We start from the raw sequence: 19,003 nt of genomic DNA on the forward strand, positions 1-19,003 counted from the left end.
CAATGATACTTCCTGCGGGTTATGCGATACGGCAGGCTACCACAGTTTCGCTGGCCGGAGTTTACTCCCCTAGCCCCAGCTGGTGGCGGATCTGCTGGGCCGAGTGTCCACCCGCGGCAAAATCATCAAAGGCCCGTTCTGCCACCGGGATGATGTGACGGCGGATAAACTCCGCGCCCTCACGCGCGCCCACTTCGCTCTCCTTCAGGCAGCACTCCCACTCCAGCACCGCCCAGCCCTCATAGCCATACTGCGCCAACTTGCTGAAGATGCCCTTGAAGTCGATTTGGCCGTCGCCCAGTGAGCGGAAGCGCCCGGCGCGCGCCAGCCAGGGCTGGTAGCCGCCATACACGCCGCTGCGGCCATTCGGGGTGAACTCCGCATCCTTGACGTGGAACGCCTTGATGCGCGCGTGGTAGATGTCGATGAATTGCAGGTAGTCCATCTGTTGCAGGTGCAAGTGACTGGGATCGAACAGGATGTTGCAGCGCGGGTGGTTATCCAGCAGCGCGAGGAAGCGCTCAAAGGTAACGCCGTCATGCAGATCCTCACAGGGGTGAAGCTCATAGCAGAGGTCAACGCCGTGCTGGTCGAAGGCGTCCAGCACCGGCCGCCAGCGGCGCGCCAACTCGCGAAACGCCTCCTCAAAAAGCTGCGCGTTGTGCGGCGGCCAGGGGTAGAGATAGGGCCAGGCCAGCGAACCGGAGAAGGTGGCGTGGGCCGTCAACCCCAGCCGGGCGGAGGCCGCCGCCGCCTGATGCAGCACCTGCGTCGCCCACTCGCTGCGGCGCGTGCGGTCACCGCGCACCGCCGCCGGGGCAAAGGTGTCAAAGGCCGACTCATAGGCCGGATGTACCGCCATCAACTGCCCCTCAAGGTGGGTGGAAAGCTCGCTGATCGCCAGCCCATGGCTGGCCAGCAGGCCGGTCACCTCATCACAGTAGGTCTGGCTGCGCGCCGCCAGCGCCAGATCAAAAATCTGCGGATGGTTGCAGGGGATCTGCACCGCCCGGTAGCCCAGCTCGGCGGCCCATTCCGCGATGCCTGCCAGATCGGCGGGGGCGGCCCCGCCAATGAACTGCGCCAGAAAGATGCCGGGGCCTTTGAGTGTTTTCATGTTATCTCCGTTGTTAAACCGCATCCTCATCCCGGTACTTGAATGAGACCATAAAGATCATGGCAATCACTGCCGCTGCAATCGCCGGTATCCACCAGAACGTGGCCCAGCTGTCGGCGGTGTTCCTCCCCGCCACAAAGGTGTTGTAGAGCGCGCCGGAGATCTGCGAGCCGAGCAACATGCCGATGCCGTAGGTGAACATCACCACCATGCTCTGCGCCTGTCCCTTCACCTTCTCGCCAGCCACCCGGTCGGTGTAGATAAAGCCGACCACAAAGAAGAAGTCATAGCAGACGCCGTGCAGCAGGATGCCGGCATAGATCATCAGCCGCCCCTCCTCGCCCATGCCAAGGGCAAACAGCACATAGCGCAGGAACCAGGCGAACATGCCGATCAGCAGCATGTACTTCACCCCCAGCCGGCGGAACAGCAGCGGGATCACCAGCATAAAGAAGATCTCGGACATCTGGCCGAAGGACATCACGGCGCTGACGTTCTCCACCCCGGCATCCGCCAGCCAAGAGGCGGTGTAAGCATAGTAGGTGCCCAGCGGCACCGAGATCAGGGTGGCGCAGATGGCGAACACCAAAAAGTGGCGGATTTTCATCAGGGCGAAGGCGTCCGCGCAGAACAGGTCACGCGTCCTGAGCGGCAACCCTTTCGCCGGGGCCGGGGTGTGGGGCAGCGTCAGGCTATAGAGGGCGAGGATCACTGAGCAGATGGCCGCCACGGTGAAGATGCCAACGCTGGCGGCAATGCCGATCGCGGCAATGAACAGGCCAGCGGCTATCCAGCCGATGGTGCCAAACACCCGCACAATCGGGAAACTCCGCTCGCTGTTGGAGAGGCTGTGGAAGGCGATATTGTTGGTCAGCGCCAGCGTCGGCATATAGCAGAGCGTGTAGCCAAACAGCAGGGAGATAAGCAGCACGCCATTCTCCGCGCGCATGGCATCCGGCACGAAGTAGAGGATCGCCGCGCCAGCCAGGTGCATCACCGCTAGCACCTTTTGCGAGGCGAAGAAGCGATCCACCAGCATCCCCAGCACGAACGGCGAGAGGATCGAGGCGATTGGCCCGGCGGAGAAAGCATCGCCAATCAATAGCGACATGTTGTGTTGCGTCATTACCAGACCAAGGGTGACCGACCAGCTCCCCCAGATAAAGAACTGGAGAAACATCATCAAAGACAGACGGGGCACCAGCATTTTCAGCCCCGTTTCAACGCGTTGCGAACTCTCTGTTATGGACGGCATAAGCGCCTCTCAGATAAAAGTAATCGATTACAAAATCGTTCACTTTAAAAAGTAATCGATTACAAAGAAGCTGCCAGCCCCCGATGCCTGATATGTGAAGGGGGTCACGGATGACAACGGAGTGCAAAAAATAGGCGGATATGGCAGGCGGGGCGCTGGGCTGATTTCCCTCAGGTTTATCTGACTCTGCGCTGTTGGGTTGAACAATTTCCGTACAGCGCCTACCGTGAAGCGACACCCATACAGTAAGGAGTGACTATGAAAGCGGCTGTCGTGACCCATGACCATCGTGTCAACGTAACAGACAAGACCCTGCGCCCGCTGGAGTATGGCGAAGCGCTATTGCAAATGGAGTGCTGTGGCGTGTGCCACACCGATCTGCATGTGAAAAACGGCGACTTTGGCGACCGCACCGGCGTGATCCTCGGCCATGAGGGGATTGGCGTGGTGAAAGAGATTGGGCCGGGCGTCACCTCGCTCCAGCCGGGCGATCGCGCCAGCGTTGCTTGGTTCTACCAAGGCTGCGGCCACTGTGACTACTGCAATACCGGCAATGAGACCCTCTGCCGCCAAGTGAAAAATGCCGGCTACAGCGTCGATGGTGGCATGGCCGAGCAGTGCATCGTAGTAGCGGACTACGCGGTGAAGGTGCCGGACGGGCTGGACTCCGCCGCCGCCAGCAGCATCACCTGCGCCGGGGTCACGACCTATAAGGCGGTGAAAAGCAGCCATATCCGCCCCGGCCAGTGGATCGCCATCTACGGCCTGGGCGGGTTGGGCAATTTGGCGTTGCAGTATGCGAAGAACGTCTTTAACGCCAAAGTGATTGCCATCGACGTTTATGACTCCCAACTGGAATTCGCCGCCGAGATGGGGGCGGATTTGACCATCAACTCCCGCACCGAGGACGCGGCGAAGATCATTCAGGAGAAGACCGGCGGCGCCCATGCGGCAGTGGTGACGGCGGTGGCGAAGGCGGCCTTTAACTCGGCGATTGATGCGGTGCGCGCTGGCGGGCGGGTGGTGGCGGTCGGCCTGCCGCCGGAGTCGATGGATCTCAACATCCCGCGATTGGTGTTGGATGGCATTGAGGTGATCGGCTCGCTGGTTGGCACCCGGCAGGATCTGGCCGAGGCGTTCCAGTTCGCCGCTGAGGGCAAGGTGGTGCCAAAGGTTACCCGTCGGCCGCTGGAGGATATCAACGCCATCTTTGAGGAGATGGTACAGGGCAAGATCACCGGCCGGATGGTGATTGACTTCAGCCAGCGCGGCTGAGGTGGGTTGGCCGGGCCGCGCGCCCGGCCACGGCCTCACTCCGTCGGCACCACCCGCCCCGGCCAGTGGTGCAGCGGGAACAGCGCCAGCCGGATGTTGGAGAGATAGAACAGCGGCATAAACAGCGCGCCATCCTGCCGGGCGAGCGCCTCCAGCCTCAATAGCAGCAAGTCCAGCTCGCGCAGCAGCGCCGGGTGTGGGGTAGCCTGTAACGTCTTCATTTTTCCCTTAATGAACAGCGCCAGCTCATGGAACATCTGCGCGCTGTTGATCTGGTGGCGCTCCAGCACCTCGCGGTGGCGGGCGTAGAAGTCATAGCAGTTCGCCCCCAGCCAAGCCTCGGTGATCAGGTCGCCCCCGGCCAGCAAGTCCGGCTCCGGGTCGATGCGCTTGCGCGGCAGGATGATGTTCACCCGATCGAGCGTCCGGGAGATGTAGTGCTGGCGCGCCAGCAGCGAGGAGGCATTACGCTCAATCTCCTTGATGAAGCGCAGCAGGTCACGCAGCCCCTTGCGCAGCGCGCGCTTGGCCGTCCAGGCGGGGCGCTTGTTGCGGATAATGGCGGTGACCACCACCGCGAACAGAATGCCGACCATCGCCGACAGCGCGGTATTGAGCACGCCCGGCAGGTTGGGCCGGAAGTGGTGGCTCAGTCCGATAAAGCCGGGGATCTGGGTGGCGACGCTCAGGCCAATCAGGTTGGTGGAGGGGCGGGCAATCACCAGCCCCAACGCCAGCAGCCCCGGCGTTAGGATCATCAGCAGCGCCTCAAAGGTGGTCGCCTGTGGGATCAGCAGGGCAATGTAGAGCACGCTGATCACCAGCGCCATCAGCACGCCCTTGATAAACAGCTTCATCGGCGTGAGCGGGGCATCTGTGCCAGCGAAGAAGGAGGCTAGAATTGCCGCCATCATCGGCGCGGTCGCGCCATCCGCCCAGCCGCTGCCGACCCAGAACAGGCAGGAGCCAAAGGTCGCCAAAAAGGCGGTGGAGGCCGACAGCAGCAGCATCCCCTTATCAATGTGCCGCTGCGGGCGGGCCTTTCTCGCCAGACTGGTGTCGCCAGAGAGATCGCTCACCAGCGCGCTAACGCTCTGGTAGGCACCGGCGATGCGCACAAAGTCTGCCAACCGCTCCAGCAGGCCAATTAGCAGGATGCTCTCCTCGGTGCGTAACTCCCCGGCCTGCCATGCCGCTTTCAATTGCGTCTGGCTGGTGGTGAGCACCTCTTGGATGCCGCCGTCGCCGCTGGCCTGTTCGCCCTCATTCAGCCACAGCAAAAACGCCCGCAACGTCTGTGCCACCTGCTCCGGGAAGCGCACCTGTTGCTCTGCCAGCAGGGTGAGCCGCGCGTCAATGGCCGTCAGGGTCGGGATCAGGTAGGAGAGGTGCTGATACTGCACGCTGACCAGCCGGATCAGCTTGCGCGCCGCGTCCCCCTCATAGACGCAGTGGGTGATCAGCGTCTCAATCTGGAGCGGGAAATTTGCCATCTGGATCAGGATCTCCTCGCGCTCCAGCGACTTATCCTTCGGCCGCACCGTGATCAGCTCGCTGCACAATTTGCGCCCATTTTCGTACCAGGTGCTGACGCTCTGCTCCAGCAAACTGCGCATTGACACCGGCAACACCAGTTGGTGCACCAGCGTGCTGCACACTATCGCCAACGTGATCTCCTCAATGCGCGAGATCACCGTCTCCGTGATGCCATCCGGGGAGGTGACATTGGGGAAGCCCATGATCGCCGCGCTGTAACCCGCCAGCATGAACACATAGCTCTTTGGCGTACGGTCGTGCAGCGACAGATAGAGGCAAACCGCCACCCACAGCGAGACACACAGGCTGAACAGCACCGGCGACTCTACCGTGGCCGGATAGATCAAAAAGATAAACAGCCCGCCGAGCCAGGTGCCCAGCAGACGAAACACCGATTTAGAGAGGGTCGAGGCCGAATAGAGCTGCGACACCACATAGACCGTGGTCAGCGACCAGGCGGGTTTTTCAAAGTTGAGTTCTAAAGAGACAGAGAGGGCAAGAAAGGCCGCCAGACAGGTTTTAACAGAAAACAGAATGGCGTTGTTGGTAAACCACTTCATTGAAAGTTCGTACTCATGCACGCTGCGTGGCGCGTATCCTGCCAGAAGGCGAAACATTCCGCGCTGGGATTAATGATACAAATTATGAATGAATTATTTCATTGATTTTAATCATAATTATCGCTATAGCGCCTTTTATTCGCTGGTTATATAGGCAAGAGCAATTCATTAGTCATGCATGGGCTATTCAATCAGGGGCCGTCAGGGTTTCGAATGAAATAAATTGCCCCCAGCAGAATCATATTCCCCTGCCAACTGCCTGCACCGAATTGAGGCTTTCTTGTATGGCGGGTGACCCATCCTGAGGCACGCTGTGAACATTAAAATTTAACCCGTTGTTATCAATGGTAATTTTTTCTGGCACGCTTCTTGCCTCGTTTAACACAAAGAGCAGCACGACGATCACTGTAAATAGCAGGCTAGGGTTCCGGTCCACAGGCGTGGATGGCTGGTCCGAGAGCTGGCGACCTCATCTGGGGTTACACGGCGGGAGAAAAGCCCGGGAGACAGCACACCATTGGTGTCGCGCTGCTCCCATATTTTCGCCAAAACCCGAGGTTTCCCATGAAATGCTTCCGTCTGCTGAGTGTTCCCCTGCTTGCGCTGGCCCTGCTGGCCGCACCCCCCTCCCATGCCGCCGCCAAAAAAGAGTTCAACCTCTGCTGGACTATCTACGCTGGCTGGATGCCGTGGGGCAACCTGGCTGCCTCCGGCATCATGGACAAGTGGGCGGCCAAATATGGCATCCAGGTACACATTACCCAGCTCAATGATTATATCGAATCGGTAAACCAGTATACCGCCGGCCAGTTTGACGGCTGCACCATGACCAATATGGATGCCCTGACCATCCCGGCGGCGGGCGGCATTGACAGCACCGCGCTGATCTTAGGGAGCTACTCCGAGGGCAATGATGGCGTGGTGGTCAAGGGGCAGGGCAAGACGCTGGCTGACCTGAAGGGAATGCGCATCTACCTGCCGGAACTCTCCGTCTCCCACTACCTGCTGGTGCGCGGACTGGAGAAAGCCGGGTTGCAGGAGCGCGACGTGACCGTCGTCAACACCTCCGACGCCGATATTGTCTCCGCCTTCGCTACCCCGGATGTGAAAGCGGCGGTCGCCTGGAATCCCCAGCTCTCTGCCATCAAGGCGACGCCGGAGGCCACCGAGGTGTTTGACTCCTCCCAGGTGCCGGGCGAGCTGATTGACATGATGGTGGTCAACACCGAGGTGCTGAAAGATAACCCGGCGCTGGGCAAGGCGCTGACCGGTGCCTGGTTTGAGATGATGTCGCTGATGCAGGCCGGCAATACCGAGGCCCTGAGTGCGATGGCCGCCGCCTCTGGCACCGATCTCGCCGGATATCAGGCGCAGCTGAAAACCACCCACCTGTTCTACACCCCCGCCGACAACCTCCGCTTCGTTACTGGCCCAGCGCTGGCCGACACCATGCAGCGGGTGGCGCAATTCTCCTTTGACAAGGGACTGCTGGGCGAGGGAGCCGACAGCGCGGCGTTTATCGGGTTGCAATTCCCCGGCAACGTCACACGCGGTGATGCGGGCAATGTGAAGCTGCGCTTCGATGACAGCTACCTGAAGATGGCGGCCGACGGCACGCTGTAACAGTGAGAGAAGGAGTCAGCGCTATGCGGCAAATCAATCGCCACCCCAGCCGGGGCCTGCACCTGATGTTAGTGCTGCTGCCCTTTATCCTGCTCATTTCCGCCTACTTCATGGGGTCGGCGGTGCGGATGGAGGCCAACCCCCACGACAAGCTGCTGCCGGGGCTGTCGCAGATGGCGGCGGCGCTGGAGCGCATGGCCTTCACCCCGGACAAACGCAGCGGCGACTACCTGTTCTGGCTGGACACCGCCACCAGCCTTGGCCGGTTATTGCTGGGGTTGGGCATTGCCTCACTGTTGGGGCTGCTGTTTGGCGTCGCTTCCGGGGTGTTTCCCCTGTGGCGCGCGCCGCTGTCCACCTTTATGACCGTGCTCTCAATGGTGCCGCCCCTCGCCATTCTGCCCATCCTGTTCATTGTGTTCGGGCTGGATGAGCTATCGAAAGTCATGCTGATTGTGATTGGGGTAACGCCGATGCTGGCGCGTGACCTAGAGCAGCGCGCCAGAGAGATCCCAGCGGAAACTGTCATCAAAGCGCAGACGCTGGGGGCCAATAGCTGGATCGTGGTGCTGCGGGTGGTGCTACCGCAACTGCTCTCGCGGCTCATCACCTCGCTGCGTTTGCTGCTCGGCTCTGCCTGGCTGTTCTTGATCTCCGCCGAGGCCATCTCCTCCACGGCCGGGCTGGGTTATCGCATCTTCCTCGTGCGCCGTTATATGGCGATGGACGTCATCCTGCCCTATGTCCTGTGGATCACGCTGCTGGCGTGGCTGATGGATCTGGCGCTGCGCTACCTGCACCGTCGCTGTTTCCCTTGGGCGGAGGCCACCCAATCATGAGTTTCATCGAGATCAACAATATCTGGCAGCAGTATGGCGACCACGTGGTGCTGGAAAACCTCAACCTGCGGGTCAATGAGGGCGAGTTTTGCACCATGGTGGGCGCGTCCGGCTGCGGCAAGTCCACCTTCCTGCGCCTGCTGCTAGGGCAGGAGCGGCCAAGCCGCGGCGCGATTACGCTCGAGGGGGTGCCGCTGCCCGCCGAGCCGGACGCCAGCCGTGGCGTGGTGTTCCAGCGCTACTCGGTCTTTCCCCACCTCACAGTGCTGGACAACGTCACCGCCAGCCTTGAGTTCTCCCGCGCGCCGCTGACGGGCCGGCTGTTTGGCAAGCATAAGCGCGCAGCGCGGGAGCGCGCGCAGGCGATGCTGGCGCGGGTCGGGCTGGGCCACGCGCTGGCGAAATACCCGGCGCAGCTCTCCGGCGGTATGCAGCAACGGCTCGCCATCGCCCAGGCGCTGATGATGCAGCCGCGCATCCTGCTGCTGGATGAGCCTTTTGGCGCGCTGGACCCCGGCATCCGCAAGGATATGCACCAGCTGTTGCTGGAACTGTGGCATGAAACCCGGCTGACGGTCTTTATGGTCACCCACGATCTGGCCGAGGGTTTCCACCTTGGCACCCGGCTGCTGGTGTTCGACAAGGTGCGCATTGATCCCCATGTGCCCGAGGCCTACGGCGCGCGCATCACCTATGACCTGCCGCTGAACGAAGACCGACAGCAACAGCGCGGCGTCCTTGCCGCTCCCGGCGTGCAGCCGGGCGCTCCCTTACCATCCCCTTTACAGGAGTTACTATCATGACGCTCTTCGCGCAAACCCGGACAACCCTCCATCAAGAGACACTGCCCGGCGGCGGCCACACCTCCTTTATCCTGAAACGCGGGCAGGTGCTGCGCCTGACCGACATTGAGGGCGGCGCCAATGTCAGCCTGATGCTGCTCAATGCCCATGAGAAGAGTGAGCGGCTGAACCTGCCGGATACGCTGAAGGGGCAGCATACGGCGAAACTGACCGTAGGCCACTGCCTCTACTCTGACATGGGCCGGGTGCTGGCGGCGATTGTCGCTGACAGTTGCGGCTGGCATGACAGCTTTGGCGGCGTGCTGAATGCCGCGGAAACCGCAGAAAAGTATGGCCCGGGGCGGTATCAGGAGCTGCGCAACGGCTTCCACCGCAACGGCACGGACAATTTGCTGGTGGAGATGGGCAAGTGGAACCTCGGCATTGAGGATCTGCAAATGGTGCTCAACCTGTTCAGCAAGGTCACGGTGGACGAGCAGGGCACTTTCCAGTTCCACGCCAACCACTCCCAGCCGGGCGACGCGGTTGAACTGTACGCGCCGATGGATGTGCTGGTCGTGCTGACCGCCCTGCCGCACCCGATGGATCCCGCCCGTCACTACGCGCCGCGCCCGGTGCACCTCGCCTGGCATCTGGCGGAGGAGGGGCAGGCCGCGCTGTGCGAAACCTCGCGCCCGGAGAATGCCCGCGCCTTCCAAAACACCCGCCGGTTCACCCTGTAAGGAGAAGAGATCATGACCGTGACTACCCATGCCAGACACGCTGACGACGCCGTTTTCCGCCACACCATCCCGGCAGGCGAACCCTACCTGTTTGAGGTAAAACGCGGCCAGACCGTGCGGCTGCATGATGTGGAGGGCAATCAGGCGGTGGACACGCTGTTCTACAGCGCCGCCAACCCGCGTGAACGCTATGACGCGCAACGCACGCTGCGCCGCCAGAACAACGCCTACCTCACCACCGGCAGCGTGCTGTGGTCTAACCTCGGCAACCCGCTGCTGACCATCACGGCCGACACCTGCGGACGCCACGACACCTTGGGCGGTGCCTGCTCGCAGGAGAGCAACACCGTGCGCTATGCGCTGGACACGCGCTCAATGCACAGCTGCCGCGATAACTTCCTCTGCGCCTGCCTGCATGATGGTCGCATGAACAAGGGCGACCTGACGGCCAACATCAATTTCTTTATGAATGTGCCGGTGACGCCCGATGGCCAGCTGACCTTTGAGGATGGCATCTCCGCCGCTGGTAAATATGTGGAGCTGCGCGCCGAACAGGATGTGATCGTGCTGATCTCCAACTGCCCGCAACTTAACAACCCCTGCAATGGCTGGAACCCAACCGCCGCCGAGGTGTTGGTATGGAACTGACAACCTCTGTCCGCTTCTGGCGGCAATTGCGGCGGTGGTGCGTGGAGATGCTGGACGCGCGCGCCGGGCGTTATGCCTATTCGCCCACCCAGCCGCGCCCACAAGGCGACCGACCACGCTGAAGCGGCACGACGCCAACGGATCTCCCTCATGGACGGCCATGAGCGGCCTTGAATCTGGCGGGACGACCCGCCCCCCTGTGAGCCTGACACATGTTTGAAAAACTTCTGGTTGCCAACCGTGGCGCGATTGCGTGCCGCATTTTCCGTACGCTGCGCGAGATGGACGTCAAAAGCGTGGCGGTATTTTCAGACGCCGATGCCGGTAGCCTGCACCTGCGCGAGGCAGATGAGGCCCTGAGCCTCGGCGATGGCCCGGCGGCGTGCACCTATCTGGTGGCCGAGAAGATTATCCACGCGGCGCAACAGAGCGGGGCCAGCGCCATCCATCCCGGCTATGGTTTCCTGTCAGAGAACGCGGCCTTCGCGCAAGCCTGCGAGGCGGCCGGGCTGGCGTTTGTCGGCCCGACGCCAGCGCAACTGCGCATGTTTGGCCTGAAACATACCGCCCGCGCGCTGGCGCAGGAGAACCGGGTGCCGCTGCTGCCGGGCACCGGCCTGCTGGAGAGCCTGGCCGAGGCGCAGGGTGCGGCGGCCGAGGTGGGCTATCCGGTGATGCTAAAAAGCACCGCCGGCGGCGGCGGTATCGGGATGCGCATCTGTTACCACGCGGAGGATGTGGCCGAGGCGTTCGATGCCGTTAAGCGGCTGGGTCAGAACAACTTCAGCGATGCGGGCGTCTTTATCGAAAAATATATTGAACGGGCACGCCACCTTGAGGTGCAGGTGTTTGGCGATGGGCAGGGCGAGGTCATTGCGCTGGGGGTGCGCGACTGCTCTATCCAGCGCCGCAACCAGAAGGTGCTGGAGGAGACGCCAGCCCCCAACCTGCCGCACGGCATGGCGGAGGCGCTCTGCTCCGCTGCCGTGACGCTCGCCAAGGCTGTCTGCTACCGCAGCGCTGGCACCGTGGAGTTTGTCTACGATAGTCAGGCGGAGCAGTTCTATTTCCTCGAGGTCAATACCCGGTTGCAGGTCGAGCATGGCGTTACCGAGCAGGTATGGGGGGTGGATCTGGTGCGCTGGATGATCGCTCTGGCGGCGGGTGAACTGCCGCCGCTGCGCGAGCTTGCCGCGACCCTGTCGCCCCACGGCCACGCCATTCAGGCGCGGCTCTATGCCGAAGATCCGGGCCGTCAGTTCCAACCCTCGCCGGGCCTGCTGACCGATGTGGCGTTCCCGCCCGCCGATGGCCGCACGCTGCGTATCGATAGCTGGGTGGAAGCAGGCTGTGAGATCCCGCCATTTTTTGATCCCTTGCTGGCGAAAGTGATTACCCACTGCGACTCGCGCGGGCAGGCCATCGCGGCGCTCGAGCAGGCGCTGGTGGCTACTCGGCTGTATGGCGTGGAGACCAACCGCGGCTATTTGCGGCAGATTCTGGCCTATGCGCCCTTTGCCACCGGCTACCCATGGACGCGCTGTTTGGATGGGCTGGCCTATCAGGCCACTACCTTGGAGGTGCTCTCTGCGGGCACCCAGACCACCGTGCAGGATTTTCCCGGCAGGCTGGGGTACTGGGCCGTGGGCGTGCCGCCCTCCGGCCCGATGGACAGCCAGGCGCTGCGCCTCGCCAACCGCCTGCTGGGCAACAGCGACAGTGACGCCGCGCTGGAGATCACCATGAACGGCCCCACGCTGCGCTTCAACACTGCGGCAGTGGCGGCGGTCACCGGGGCCACGCTGCCGGTGGAGCTGGATGGCGTGGCGCAGCCGATGAACCAGAGTTTCTTCATCGCCGCTGGTCAGACGCTGCGACTGGGTGACATCAGCGGGGCGGGCGCACGCAGTTACCTCGCCTTGCGCGGCGGGTTGCTTGTCCCGGAGTACCTCGGCAGTAAGAGCACCTTTACCTTAGGGCAGTTCGGCGGCCATGCTGGTCGCGCGTTGCGCACCGGCGACGTACTCCATCTGGCGGAACTGCAAACGCACCATGCCGGCGACCGCCTGCCAGAGGCGCTGTGCCCGGCCCTGCCAGCCGTCCGGCAGGTGCGGGTGATCTATGGGCCACATGGCGCGCCGGAGTACTTCACCCCCGCCTATATGGAGACCTTTTTCCAGACCGACTGGGAGGTGCACTTTAACTCCAGCCGCACGGGCGTGCGCCTGATCGGGCCACGGCCAGAGTGGGTGAGGGAGAGCGGCGGCGAGGCCGGGCTGCACCCCTCCAACATCCATGACAACCCCTATGCCATCGGCGCGGTGGACTTTACCGGCGACATGCCCGTGATCCTCGGGCCAGACGGCCCGAGCCTCGGCGGCTTTGTCTGCCCAGTGACGGTGATTGAGGCCGATCTCTGCCAGCTCGGCCAGCTGAAGGCCGGTGACCGCCTGCGCTTTGTGCCGGTGGATATTCCGACGGCGCGGCAACTGGTCGCGGAGCAGGATCAGACGCTGGCAACCCTGCGCCCGGTCGCCTCCACCTGGCGGCCTACCGCCATCACCTCGCCGGTGGTGCTGGAGATGGGCAGGGCCGACGAGCGGCTGGTGGCACGCGTGGCGGGCGACACCCACCTGTTGCTGGAGATAGGTGACCCGGAACTGGATCTGGTGCTGCGTTTCCGGGCACATGCGCTGATGCAGGTGCTGGCCGCCAGCCAGCATTCGGCCATCCTCGACCTGACGCCCGGCATCCGCTCCTTGCAGATTCACTACCGGCCCGACGCACTACCGTTGGCGACACTGCTCTCGATGGTTTCCAGCTGCTGGGAAGAGGTATGCGCCCAACAGGATCTGCGCGTGCCTTCGCGGATTGTGTACCTGCCGCTCTCCTGGGATGATCCCGCCTGCCAGCAAGCGATTGATAAGTACATGGCCACGGTGCGCAGCGATGCCCCGTGGTGCCCGAGCAACCTGGAGTTCATCCGCCGTATCAACGACCTGCCAGCAGTGGGCGATGTCTACCGCACCCTGTTTGAGGCCAGCTATCTGGTGATGGGGCTGGGCGACGTCTACCTTGGCGCGCCCGTAGCGACACCGCTCGACCCGCGCCACCGGTTGGTCACCACCAAGTACAACCCGGCGCGAACCTGGACTGCGGAGAACTCCGTGGGCATTGGCGGTGCCTACCTCTGCATCTATGGCATGGAGGGGCCGGGCGGTTACCAGTTTGTTGGGCGCACTCTACAGATGTGGAACCGCTATCGCGAAGTCGCTGACTTTGGCGGCACCCCCTGGTTGCTGCGATTCTTCGACCAGATCCGCTTCTACCCGGTCTCTGCGGAGGAGCTGCAAAACATCCGCCGCGACTTCCCGCTCGGGCGTTATCCACTGCGCATTGAGCAGACTGAGCTGGCGCTGGCGGATTACCAACGCTTCCTGACGCAGGAGGCGGAGAGCATCGCTGCCTTCCGTAGCCACCAGCAGGCCGCCTTCAGTGCCGAGCGCGAGCGCTGGATAGCCTCGGGGCAGGCACATTTTGAGAGCCAGGAGGCGGCCGTTGAGCAGTCCGATGAGGCACCGCTCCAACCCGGCCAACAGCGTGTGGAGAGCGCCATCGCCGGCAACCTCTGGCAGGTTAATGTCGAAGAGGGGGATTCGGTCGCGGCGGGCGACGTACTGGCGATCATTGAGGCAATGAAGATGGAGATTCCGCTGCTGGCCCCTTGTGACGGCATCGTGGAGGCCATCCGGGTGGCGTCTGGTGCCACAGTGCGCGCCGGGCAGGGCGTCTTTGTGCTGAAGCGGGACGTGGGGTAATCGACCAGCCGTTTACCTCGCACACCATGGCGAGTAAACGGCCGGTAAAATGTAATGAAGCCATGTTAAAAAACCCCTAGAATCAGCGGCCATCCGCCAATGCAGTTAACAGGAGCCACCATGGCAGACATTCAACACACAACGATCACCTATACCGCCAACCGCCAAGAGATGGAGGGTGTGCTGGTATTTGACGCCGCACTCTCTGGCACCCGACCGGGGCTGGTGATGGCACCAAACTGGATGGGCGTCACTGAGAACGCCGTACGTCTGGCAGGGCAGGTGGCCGCCCAGGGTTACGCGGTGTTTATTGCGGATCTGTATGGCAAGGGCAACCGCCCGACCTCGCCGGAAGAGGCGGGCGCCGCGATGGGCGCGGTTAAAGACACAGCTGATGAAGTGGTGCGGATGGCGGCAGCCCTCGCGACACTGAAAGATCAAGCATTTGTGGCAGTCGATAGCAACCGGGTCGCGGCCTTTGGTTTCTGCTTTGGCGGCCACTGCGCGCTGGAGCTCGCCCGCAGCGGCGAGGCCCTGCGTGCCGCCATCTCATTCCACGGCACCCTCGACGCCAGCGGCCTGCACGACGCGAAAAACGTCCAATGCCCGCTGCTGGTACTGGATGGCGCCGCCGATCCGCTGGTGCCGCGCGAGCAACTGACCGCCTTCGCCCAAGAGATGAACGACGCGGGCGCTGACTGGCAGCTGGTCAGCTACGGCGGCGCGGTGCACTCCTTCACCGACCCGAATGCCAACGTCGAAGGCGTCGCGAAATTCCACCCGACAGTCTCCACCCGCGCATTCAACGCCATGTACGCACTATTGGACGAAGTGATCTGATAGGTTTTATCTAACCGCACCACAGTGGGGGCCTCGAGAGAGGCTCCCACTGCATGGTGGTAAGGGGAGAGGAGCTACAACCGGCTCCGCGAAGCTAATTTAACATAAGATAGATTGTGCGCACTAAAGCCAAACGAACTTCATGTTCTGTAGCCGGTATGCCCATTAAAATCAGTCGCGGTATATCCCGGGTCAACGACATTCACGCTGATATGGCCATCAATAAGTTCTTTGGCAAACGCAGCGGTGATGGCATTCAATGCGGCCTTTGAACTGGTATACCCCATTGCCTGAATTTTGGAATAAGGGTGAGTCAGCGAGATCCACTCCAGCGAACCCAAACCACTACTGACCATAATAATTTTGGCCCCAGATGCGGCCCTGAGTAGTGGAATAAAGTGCTGCATCACCCTGATGGCACCAAATACATTGGTGTCATATACCTCGATAATATCATTGATACTCTGCACGCTTGTGGCGACCTGCTGATCACCTGACTATTGGTGTCAATGGCGCTTCTGCTGCCATTGATTTGGCAAGAGATAGCCACGGCATCATTGCTACCTTTGAAAACTGGCTGCACCCACATTTCGAAACAGGTGCGCTTTTACCCGTACTTCCTGAGCGGTGGTTCAGCTTTGGGGGGCCGTGGCTCTATTTCCCCAACCGGTTTATGTCTGCCCCATTGCGCGCGCTTGTTGATTTCCTCAAAGAGGAGAATGAGAACACCTTGATTTATAAACCATAAACGCAGCCCAAGGCACGCAGGAGTATGTTCGCATTCAACCTTCCATCAGCGCTTAGCCCAGCCCCGGTTGCTTTATATTTTGGGTGTAATGGTATAAGCGCAGCGCCTCGCACCGTTCAAAATATGCTCGGTACGCTCTACCTTTGCATCGAGCACTTCACTGAACACCGTTAATTCAGCGCGGCAAAATCCTTGGCAGGCGGCAGCGGCGGCACAGATTGGGCAGTGATTTTCGATAAAGAGTAACGTCCCATCCGCCAGCTCCTCATACTCCGCCATATACCCCTCCAGCGAACGTAACGAGGCCAGACGCGCAACCCGTTCTTTGAGATTGGGCGCATCATTGAGCGCACGCCGGTAATTCTCGCGGCTGGCCTGCTCGCGCAGGTCAATCAGGCGGTCAATCGCCTGTTCGCCAAAGGCGTGACGCACCGTGTCTAGTAGCTGAACCGTCAACGTGGAGTGCGTATCTGGAAAACGATTATGTCCTGCTTGGGTTAGCGTCCAGAACTGGCTAGGCCGGCCAACCCCCCTGCTCTGAGAATAGGTTTCCACCAGACCCGCCGAGGCGAGTTTGGTGAGCTGCTGGCGCGCCGCCTCAGCTGTCATGCCCAGTATTTCCCCAGCCTCCGCTGACTGCTGTGGCCCCCGCGTTTTAAGCAAGTAAAGCAGGCGCTCCGGTGTCGCGGATGCCTTCTCCACGGTATTTAACAAGCGATTGCTTGACAAAATAAATGACCCTCTCTAATAATCCAAGCGTTGACTTGTTTTATTACTGTAGCGGATCCCATTGCAGCCAGCAACGGGACATTTGGAGTAACACATGCCGGGAGGCTGATATGTCATCAGTACAGGAAGGAAGCTGGGGTGATTTACTGGGTGGTAGAAACCTGTTTTTCGCTATTGCCCTCTCAGGAGGGGTGGCGCTACATGCAATCAATATCTATATCGCAACAACTGTACTTCCCTCCGTGGTCAATGAAATTGGTGGCCTAGAGCTTTATGCATGGAATACCACGCTGTTTGTCGTGGCCTCCATTCTGGGTTCCGCACTGACTGCCCGGCTGCTGGCCCTGACCGGGCCGCGCAACGCCTATTCGGTCGCGGCACTGTTATTTATCGCGGGCAGCCTGATATGCGCGCTGGCGCAGAATATGCCGGTTATGCTGGCTGGCCGGGCGCTACAGGGCTTGGGCGGCGGTTTTCTGTTTGCGCTCTGCTATGCCATGATTTATGCGGTCTTTGATGAAAAGCTCTGGCCGCGCGCGATGGCGTTGATCTCCGGTATGTGGGGCGTCGCTACCCTGCTCGGCCCCGCCGCCGGCGGAATATTTGCGGAGATGAATATTTGGCGCGCGGCGTTTGGCGTACTGATACCTGTGACGCTGCTCTATATGTTGCTGGTCTGGCTGATCTTTCCTAAGCATAAACGTGAAACCGCGCCTCCGGCAGGCAAGCTGCCGCTGATGCAGTTACTGCTGTTGGTCGCCGCAGTCATGACGGTCAGCACAGGGGGGATGTCATCTGACGTGGCGGTCAACGTGGCGGGCATAGGCGTTGCGGTTGTGCTGGTCCTGTTGCTGATACGCCGGGAGTTTACCAGTGAAATTCGCCTGTTGCCGCGTGATGCGCTGCGGCTCAACTCCCCTCTGCTCGCGCTCTACATCACTATGGGCCTGCTGATCATTGGCATGACGAGTGAAACCTTCATCCCCTACTTCTTGCAAATCCTGCATGGGCAGACGCCCCTGCTCTCTGGATACCTGGCGGCGCTGATGGCCGCAGGCTGGACGGTATCAGAAATCTGGAGTTCTGGCTGGCAAGGCCGTGGCATCAAACGCGCTATCGCCATTGGCCCGATGCTGGTGTTGGCGGGCATGGTGGTACTGGCGCTCAGCACACCCCGCTCTGCCGGGGGAGAGTGGATAGTGCTCTCCTTGATTGGTCTGGGCCTGACGTTGGTAGGGTTTGGCATCGGGCTAGGCTGGCCGCATTTGCTGACGCGTATCCTACAGGTTGCACCCACTGACGATCAGGATGCCGCGGCAACCTCAATTACCACGGTTCAGTTGTTTGCCACCGCCCTGGGTTCAGCAGTCGCAGGTATGCTGGCGAATGCGGGTGGGTTGTCCATGCCCGGCGGCCCGGAGGGCGCGTCATCCGCTGCATGGCTGCTGTTTGCCGTGATGGCCGCCGCCCCGCTGCTCTCTCTGTTAAGTGCAAAAAGGGTGATCTCTGGATTCAATGCCCAAAGCGCGGGCTGAATTTGCGCACATCGCTGTGAGTTAAACAGAAATGTGCTTATTTAGCGCTGTTAAGTGGGAAATAGGAGATGTTGCCTGTTTTCGCTTATGGCGGGATGTGATTGGGTGACCACCTAACTGGTCACCTTTAATAATTTCACGGTTATAAAGAGTCAATGACAGGCTCTTATCAGGAAAAATCAGTCATTATTCCCGAACTCAATTCTTATACCACTAGGTCCGTAACACATCATGTGCATTGACGGCCCCTCCCTGAGAAGGGTTGGCCTAAATTCGATTTCATTTTTGCCATGCTCCCCCTGTTATTGGTGTTTGCGATTCGCAATCAGCAGCGGAAACCCAATCCTGCCTGATAACAAGCCCACTGTTGATCGCTGTGGGCTGCCATCGCCTTTTCCACGTTCATGACATAAAGATATGTTCTACCTCCAGCCAGCTATCTACCCGGCGAAAGCCACTGATGTATTTATTGTGCGGTGCGGAAAAGAGGATGCCCTCCCCGCCAAAATGCTCGAAATGGCGTACATTATCGTCGATCAGGTAATCCGCTTTAAGGATGCTTTTGTTACCGCAGAAAACGATATTCATCGGGCTGATGAACGGAAAATGTTCGGCTAGCCAGCGGAATTTGGCATCAAACGAAAGTGGGAACTCCATCGCCGCCGTGGTGATGAAGACCTCGTAGGTCTCTGTCAGTTTTTCAATCACCCGCTGGCTATGCGGCATGACGTCAAGATCAGCAAAAAAGCCAGCCTCGCCGATCATGTCGTAAAGCTGTTCTTTGATGTCCGGGCGCAGTTGCTGGATGGTGACGCCCTCCAGGTCGGACAGGCTGATTTGCGTAGCAAACCGGGCATTCACACTCGGGATCATCTTGCTGTTGAAGTCAGCAATTACCTCATCCATATCGATCGCAATTCTTTTCATTGAATTCCCCCTATTTACAGATCAGTGA

General features: G+C 60.6%; 16 protein-coding genes and 1 riboswitch. Of the genes, 10 read left to right on the top strand and 6 right to left on the bottom strand.

Annotated features, from left to right (window positions below):
- Nucleotides 1–61: 61 nt before the first annotated feature.
- Together ACK3SD_RS18700 and ACK3SD_RS18705 are read right to left on the bottom strand one after the other, a co-directional pair.
- Nucleotides 62–1,117 carry a sugar phosphate isomerase/epimerase family protein gene (locus tag ACK3SD_RS18700; protein ID WP_481127623.1) on the bottom strand — a complete coding sequence of 352 codons (1,056 nt, stop codon included), beginning with the start codon at nt 1,115–1,117 and terminating at the stop codon, nt 62–64.
- Nucleotides 1,118–1,130: 13 nt separating this feature from the next.
- The gene (locus ACK3SD_RS18705) at nt 1,131–2,372 is read right to left on the bottom strand and encodes an MFS transporter (protein WP_481127624.1); all 1,242 of its coding nucleotides are present in this window, start codon (nt 2,370–2,372) and stop codon (nt 1,131–1,133) included.
- Nucleotides 2,373–2,630: 258 nt separating this feature from the next.
- Here ACK3SD_RS18705 and adhP point away from each other — a divergent pair, with 258 nt between their 5' ends.
- Nucleotides 2,631–3,647, top strand: coding sequence for an alcohol dehydrogenase AdhP (gene adhP / locus ACK3SD_RS18710; protein ID WP_481127625.1), 1,017 nt, complete (start codon nt 2,631–2,633; stop codon nt 3,645–3,647).
- 35 nt (nt 3,648–3,682) lie between these two features.
- Here the strand turns inward: adhP and ACK3SD_RS18715 are convergent, their stop codons facing one another.
- Nucleotides 3,683–5,743 carry an FUSC family protein gene (locus ACK3SD_RS18715; RefSeq protein ID WP_481127626.1) on the bottom strand — a complete coding sequence of 687 codons (2,061 nt, stop codon included), beginning with the start codon at nt 5,741–5,743 and terminating at the stop codon, nt 3,683–3,685.
- Between the two features lie 408 nt (nt 5,744–6,151).
- A riboswitch (guanidine-I (ykkC/yxkD leader) is annotated at nt 6,152–6,251 on the top strand.
- Nucleotides 6,252–6,307: 56 nt separating this feature from the next.
- Between ACK3SD_RS18715 and ACK3SD_RS18720 the strand changes: the two genes are divergently transcribed.
- From ACK3SD_RS18720 to ACK3SD_RS18750, 7 genes are all read left to right on the top strand, one after another.
- A complete protein-coding gene (locus tag ACK3SD_RS18720) occupies nt 6,308–7,366 on the top strand; it encodes a putative urea ABC transporter substrate-binding protein (protein ID WP_481127627.1) in 1,059 nt (352 codons plus the stop codon).
- 23 nt (nt 7,367–7,389) lie between these two features.
- Entirely contained in the window at nt 7,390–8,205 is an 816-nt protein-coding gene (locus ACK3SD_RS18725; protein ID WP_481127628.1) for an ABC transporter permease, read from the top strand.
- Nucleotides 8,202–9,008 (top strand): ABC transporter ATP-binding protein, encoded by an 807-nt coding sequence (locus ACK3SD_RS18730; protein WP_481127629.1) that lies wholly within the window; start codon nt 8,202–8,204, stop codon nt 9,006–9,008. Before ACK3SD_RS18725 ends, ACK3SD_RS18730 begins: the two co-directional genes overlap by 4 nt.
- On the top strand, nt 9,005–9,730 hold the full coding sequence (locus ACK3SD_RS18735) for an urea amidolyase associated protein UAAP1 (RefSeq protein ID WP_481127630.1): 726 nt from the start codon (nt 9,005–9,007) through the stop codon (nt 9,728–9,730). The genes ACK3SD_RS18730 and ACK3SD_RS18735 overlap by 4 nt, the downstream gene beginning before the upstream one ends.
- Nucleotides 9,731–9,742: 12 nt before the next feature.
- A complete protein-coding gene (locus ACK3SD_RS18740) occupies nt 9,743–10,378 on the top strand; it encodes an urea amidolyase associated protein UAAP2 (RefSeq protein WP_137765527.1) in 636 nt (211 codons plus the stop codon).
- Nucleotides 10,379–10,590: 212 nt separating this feature from the next.
- Nucleotides 10,591–14,196 carry an urea carboxylase gene (gene uca, locus ACK3SD_RS18745; protein ID WP_481127631.1) on the top strand — a complete coding sequence of 1,202 codons (3,606 nt, stop codon included), beginning with the start codon at nt 10,591–10,593 and terminating at the stop codon, nt 14,194–14,196.
- Nucleotides 14,197–14,316: 120 nt separating this feature from the next.
- Nucleotides 14,317–15,036: a dienelactone hydrolase family protein gene (locus tag ACK3SD_RS18750; RefSeq protein ID WP_481127632.1), complete on the top strand. Its 720-nt coding sequence runs from the start codon at nt 14,317–14,319 to the stop codon at nt 15,034–15,036.
- A gap of 140 nt (nt 15,037–15,176) precedes the next feature.
- Here ACK3SD_RS18750 and ACK3SD_RS18755 read toward each other — a convergent pair whose 3' ends face one another.
- Nucleotides 15,177–15,506, bottom strand: coding sequence for an SDR family NAD(P)-dependent oxidoreductase (locus ACK3SD_RS18755; RefSeq protein ID WP_481127633.1), 330 nt, complete (start codon nt 15,504–15,506; stop codon nt 15,177–15,179).
- Between the two features lie 2 nt (nt 15,507–15,508).
- Here ACK3SD_RS18755 and ACK3SD_RS18760 point away from each other — a divergent pair, with 2 nt between their 5' ends.
- Nucleotides 15,509–15,784, top strand: a complete 276-nt coding sequence (locus ACK3SD_RS18760; protein WP_481127634.1) for a hypothetical protein — start codon at nt 15,509–15,511, stop codon at nt 15,782–15,784.
- Between the two features lie 72 nt (nt 15,785–15,856).
- On the opposite strand, the gene ACK3SD_RS18765 is transcribed toward ACK3SD_RS18760, so the two are convergent.
- A complete protein-coding gene (locus ACK3SD_RS18765) occupies nt 15,857–16,393 on the bottom strand; it encodes a helix-turn-helix transcriptional regulator (RefSeq protein WP_481127635.1) in 537 nt (178 codons plus the stop codon).
- A gap of 230 nt (nt 16,394–16,623) precedes the next feature.
- Between ACK3SD_RS18765 and ACK3SD_RS18770 the strand changes: the two genes are divergently transcribed.
- Nucleotides 16,624–18,048, top strand: a complete 1,425-nt coding sequence (locus tag ACK3SD_RS18770) for an MFS transporter (RefSeq protein WP_481127829.1) — start codon at nt 16,624–16,626, stop codon at nt 18,046–18,048.
- A gap of 402 nt (nt 18,049–18,450) precedes the next feature.
- On the opposite strand, the gene ACK3SD_RS18775 is transcribed toward ACK3SD_RS18770, so the two are convergent.
- Nucleotides 18,451–18,975: a 5' nucleotidase, NT5C type gene (locus ACK3SD_RS18775; RefSeq protein WP_481127636.1), complete on the bottom strand. Its 525-nt coding sequence runs from the start codon at nt 18,973–18,975 to the stop codon at nt 18,451–18,453.
- Nucleotides 18,976–19,003 lie beyond the last annotated feature (28 nt).

The organism is Chimaeribacter sp. YP20170169 (assembly GCF_056739715.1).

What these genes read in the sequence shown, in the direction of transcription:
- ACK3SD_RS18700 (WP_481127623.1), bottom strand. Translation starts at nt 1,117, where the DNA reads ATGAAAACACTCAAAGGCCCCGGCATCTTTCTGGCGCAGTTCATTGGC.
- ACK3SD_RS18705 (WP_481127624.1), bottom strand. Translation starts at nt 2,372, where the DNA reads ATGCCGTCCATAACAGAGAGTTCGCAACGCGTTGAAACGGGGCTGAAA.
- adhP (WP_481127625.1), top strand. Translation starts at nt 2,631, where the DNA reads ATGAAAGCGGCTGTCGTGACCCATGACCATCGTGTCAACGTAACAGAC.
- ACK3SD_RS18715 (WP_481127626.1), bottom strand. Translation starts at nt 5,743, where the DNA reads ATGAAGTGGTTTACCAACAACGCCATTCTGTTTTCTGTTAAAACCTGT.
- ACK3SD_RS18720 (WP_481127627.1), top strand. Translation starts at nt 6,308, where the DNA reads ATGAAATGCTTCCGTCTGCTGAGTGTTCCCCTGCTTGCGCTGGCCCTG.
- ACK3SD_RS18725 (WP_481127628.1), top strand. Translation starts at nt 7,390, where the DNA reads ATGCGGCAAATCAATCGCCACCCCAGCCGGGGCCTGCACCTGATGTTA.
- ACK3SD_RS18730 (WP_481127629.1), top strand. Translation starts at nt 8,202, where the DNA reads ATGAGTTTCATCGAGATCAACAATATCTGGCAGCAGTATGGCGACCAC.
- ACK3SD_RS18735 (WP_481127630.1), top strand. Translation starts at nt 9,005, where the DNA reads ATGACGCTCTTCGCGCAAACCCGGACAACCCTCCATCAAGAGACACTG.
- ACK3SD_RS18740 (WP_137765527.1), top strand. Translation starts at nt 9,743, where the DNA reads ATGACCGTGACTACCCATGCCAGACACGCTGACGACGCCGTTTTCCGC.
- uca (WP_481127631.1), top strand. Translation starts at nt 10,591, where the DNA reads ATGTTTGAAAAACTTCTGGTTGCCAACCGTGGCGCGATTGCGTGCCGC.
- ACK3SD_RS18750 (WP_481127632.1), top strand. Translation starts at nt 14,317, where the DNA reads ATGGCAGACATTCAACACACAACGATCACCTATACCGCCAACCGCCAA.
- ACK3SD_RS18765 (WP_481127635.1), bottom strand. Translation starts at nt 16,393, where the DNA reads ATGACAGCTGAGGCGGCGCGCCAGCAGCTCACCAAACTCGCCTCGGCG.
- ACK3SD_RS18770 (WP_481127829.1), top strand. Translation starts at nt 16,624, where the DNA reads ATGTCATCAGTACAGGAAGGAAGCTGGGGTGATTTACTGGGTGGTAGA.
- ACK3SD_RS18775 (WP_481127636.1), bottom strand. Translation starts at nt 18,975, where the DNA reads ATGAAAAGAATTGCGATCGATATGGATGAGGTAATTGCTGACTTCAAC.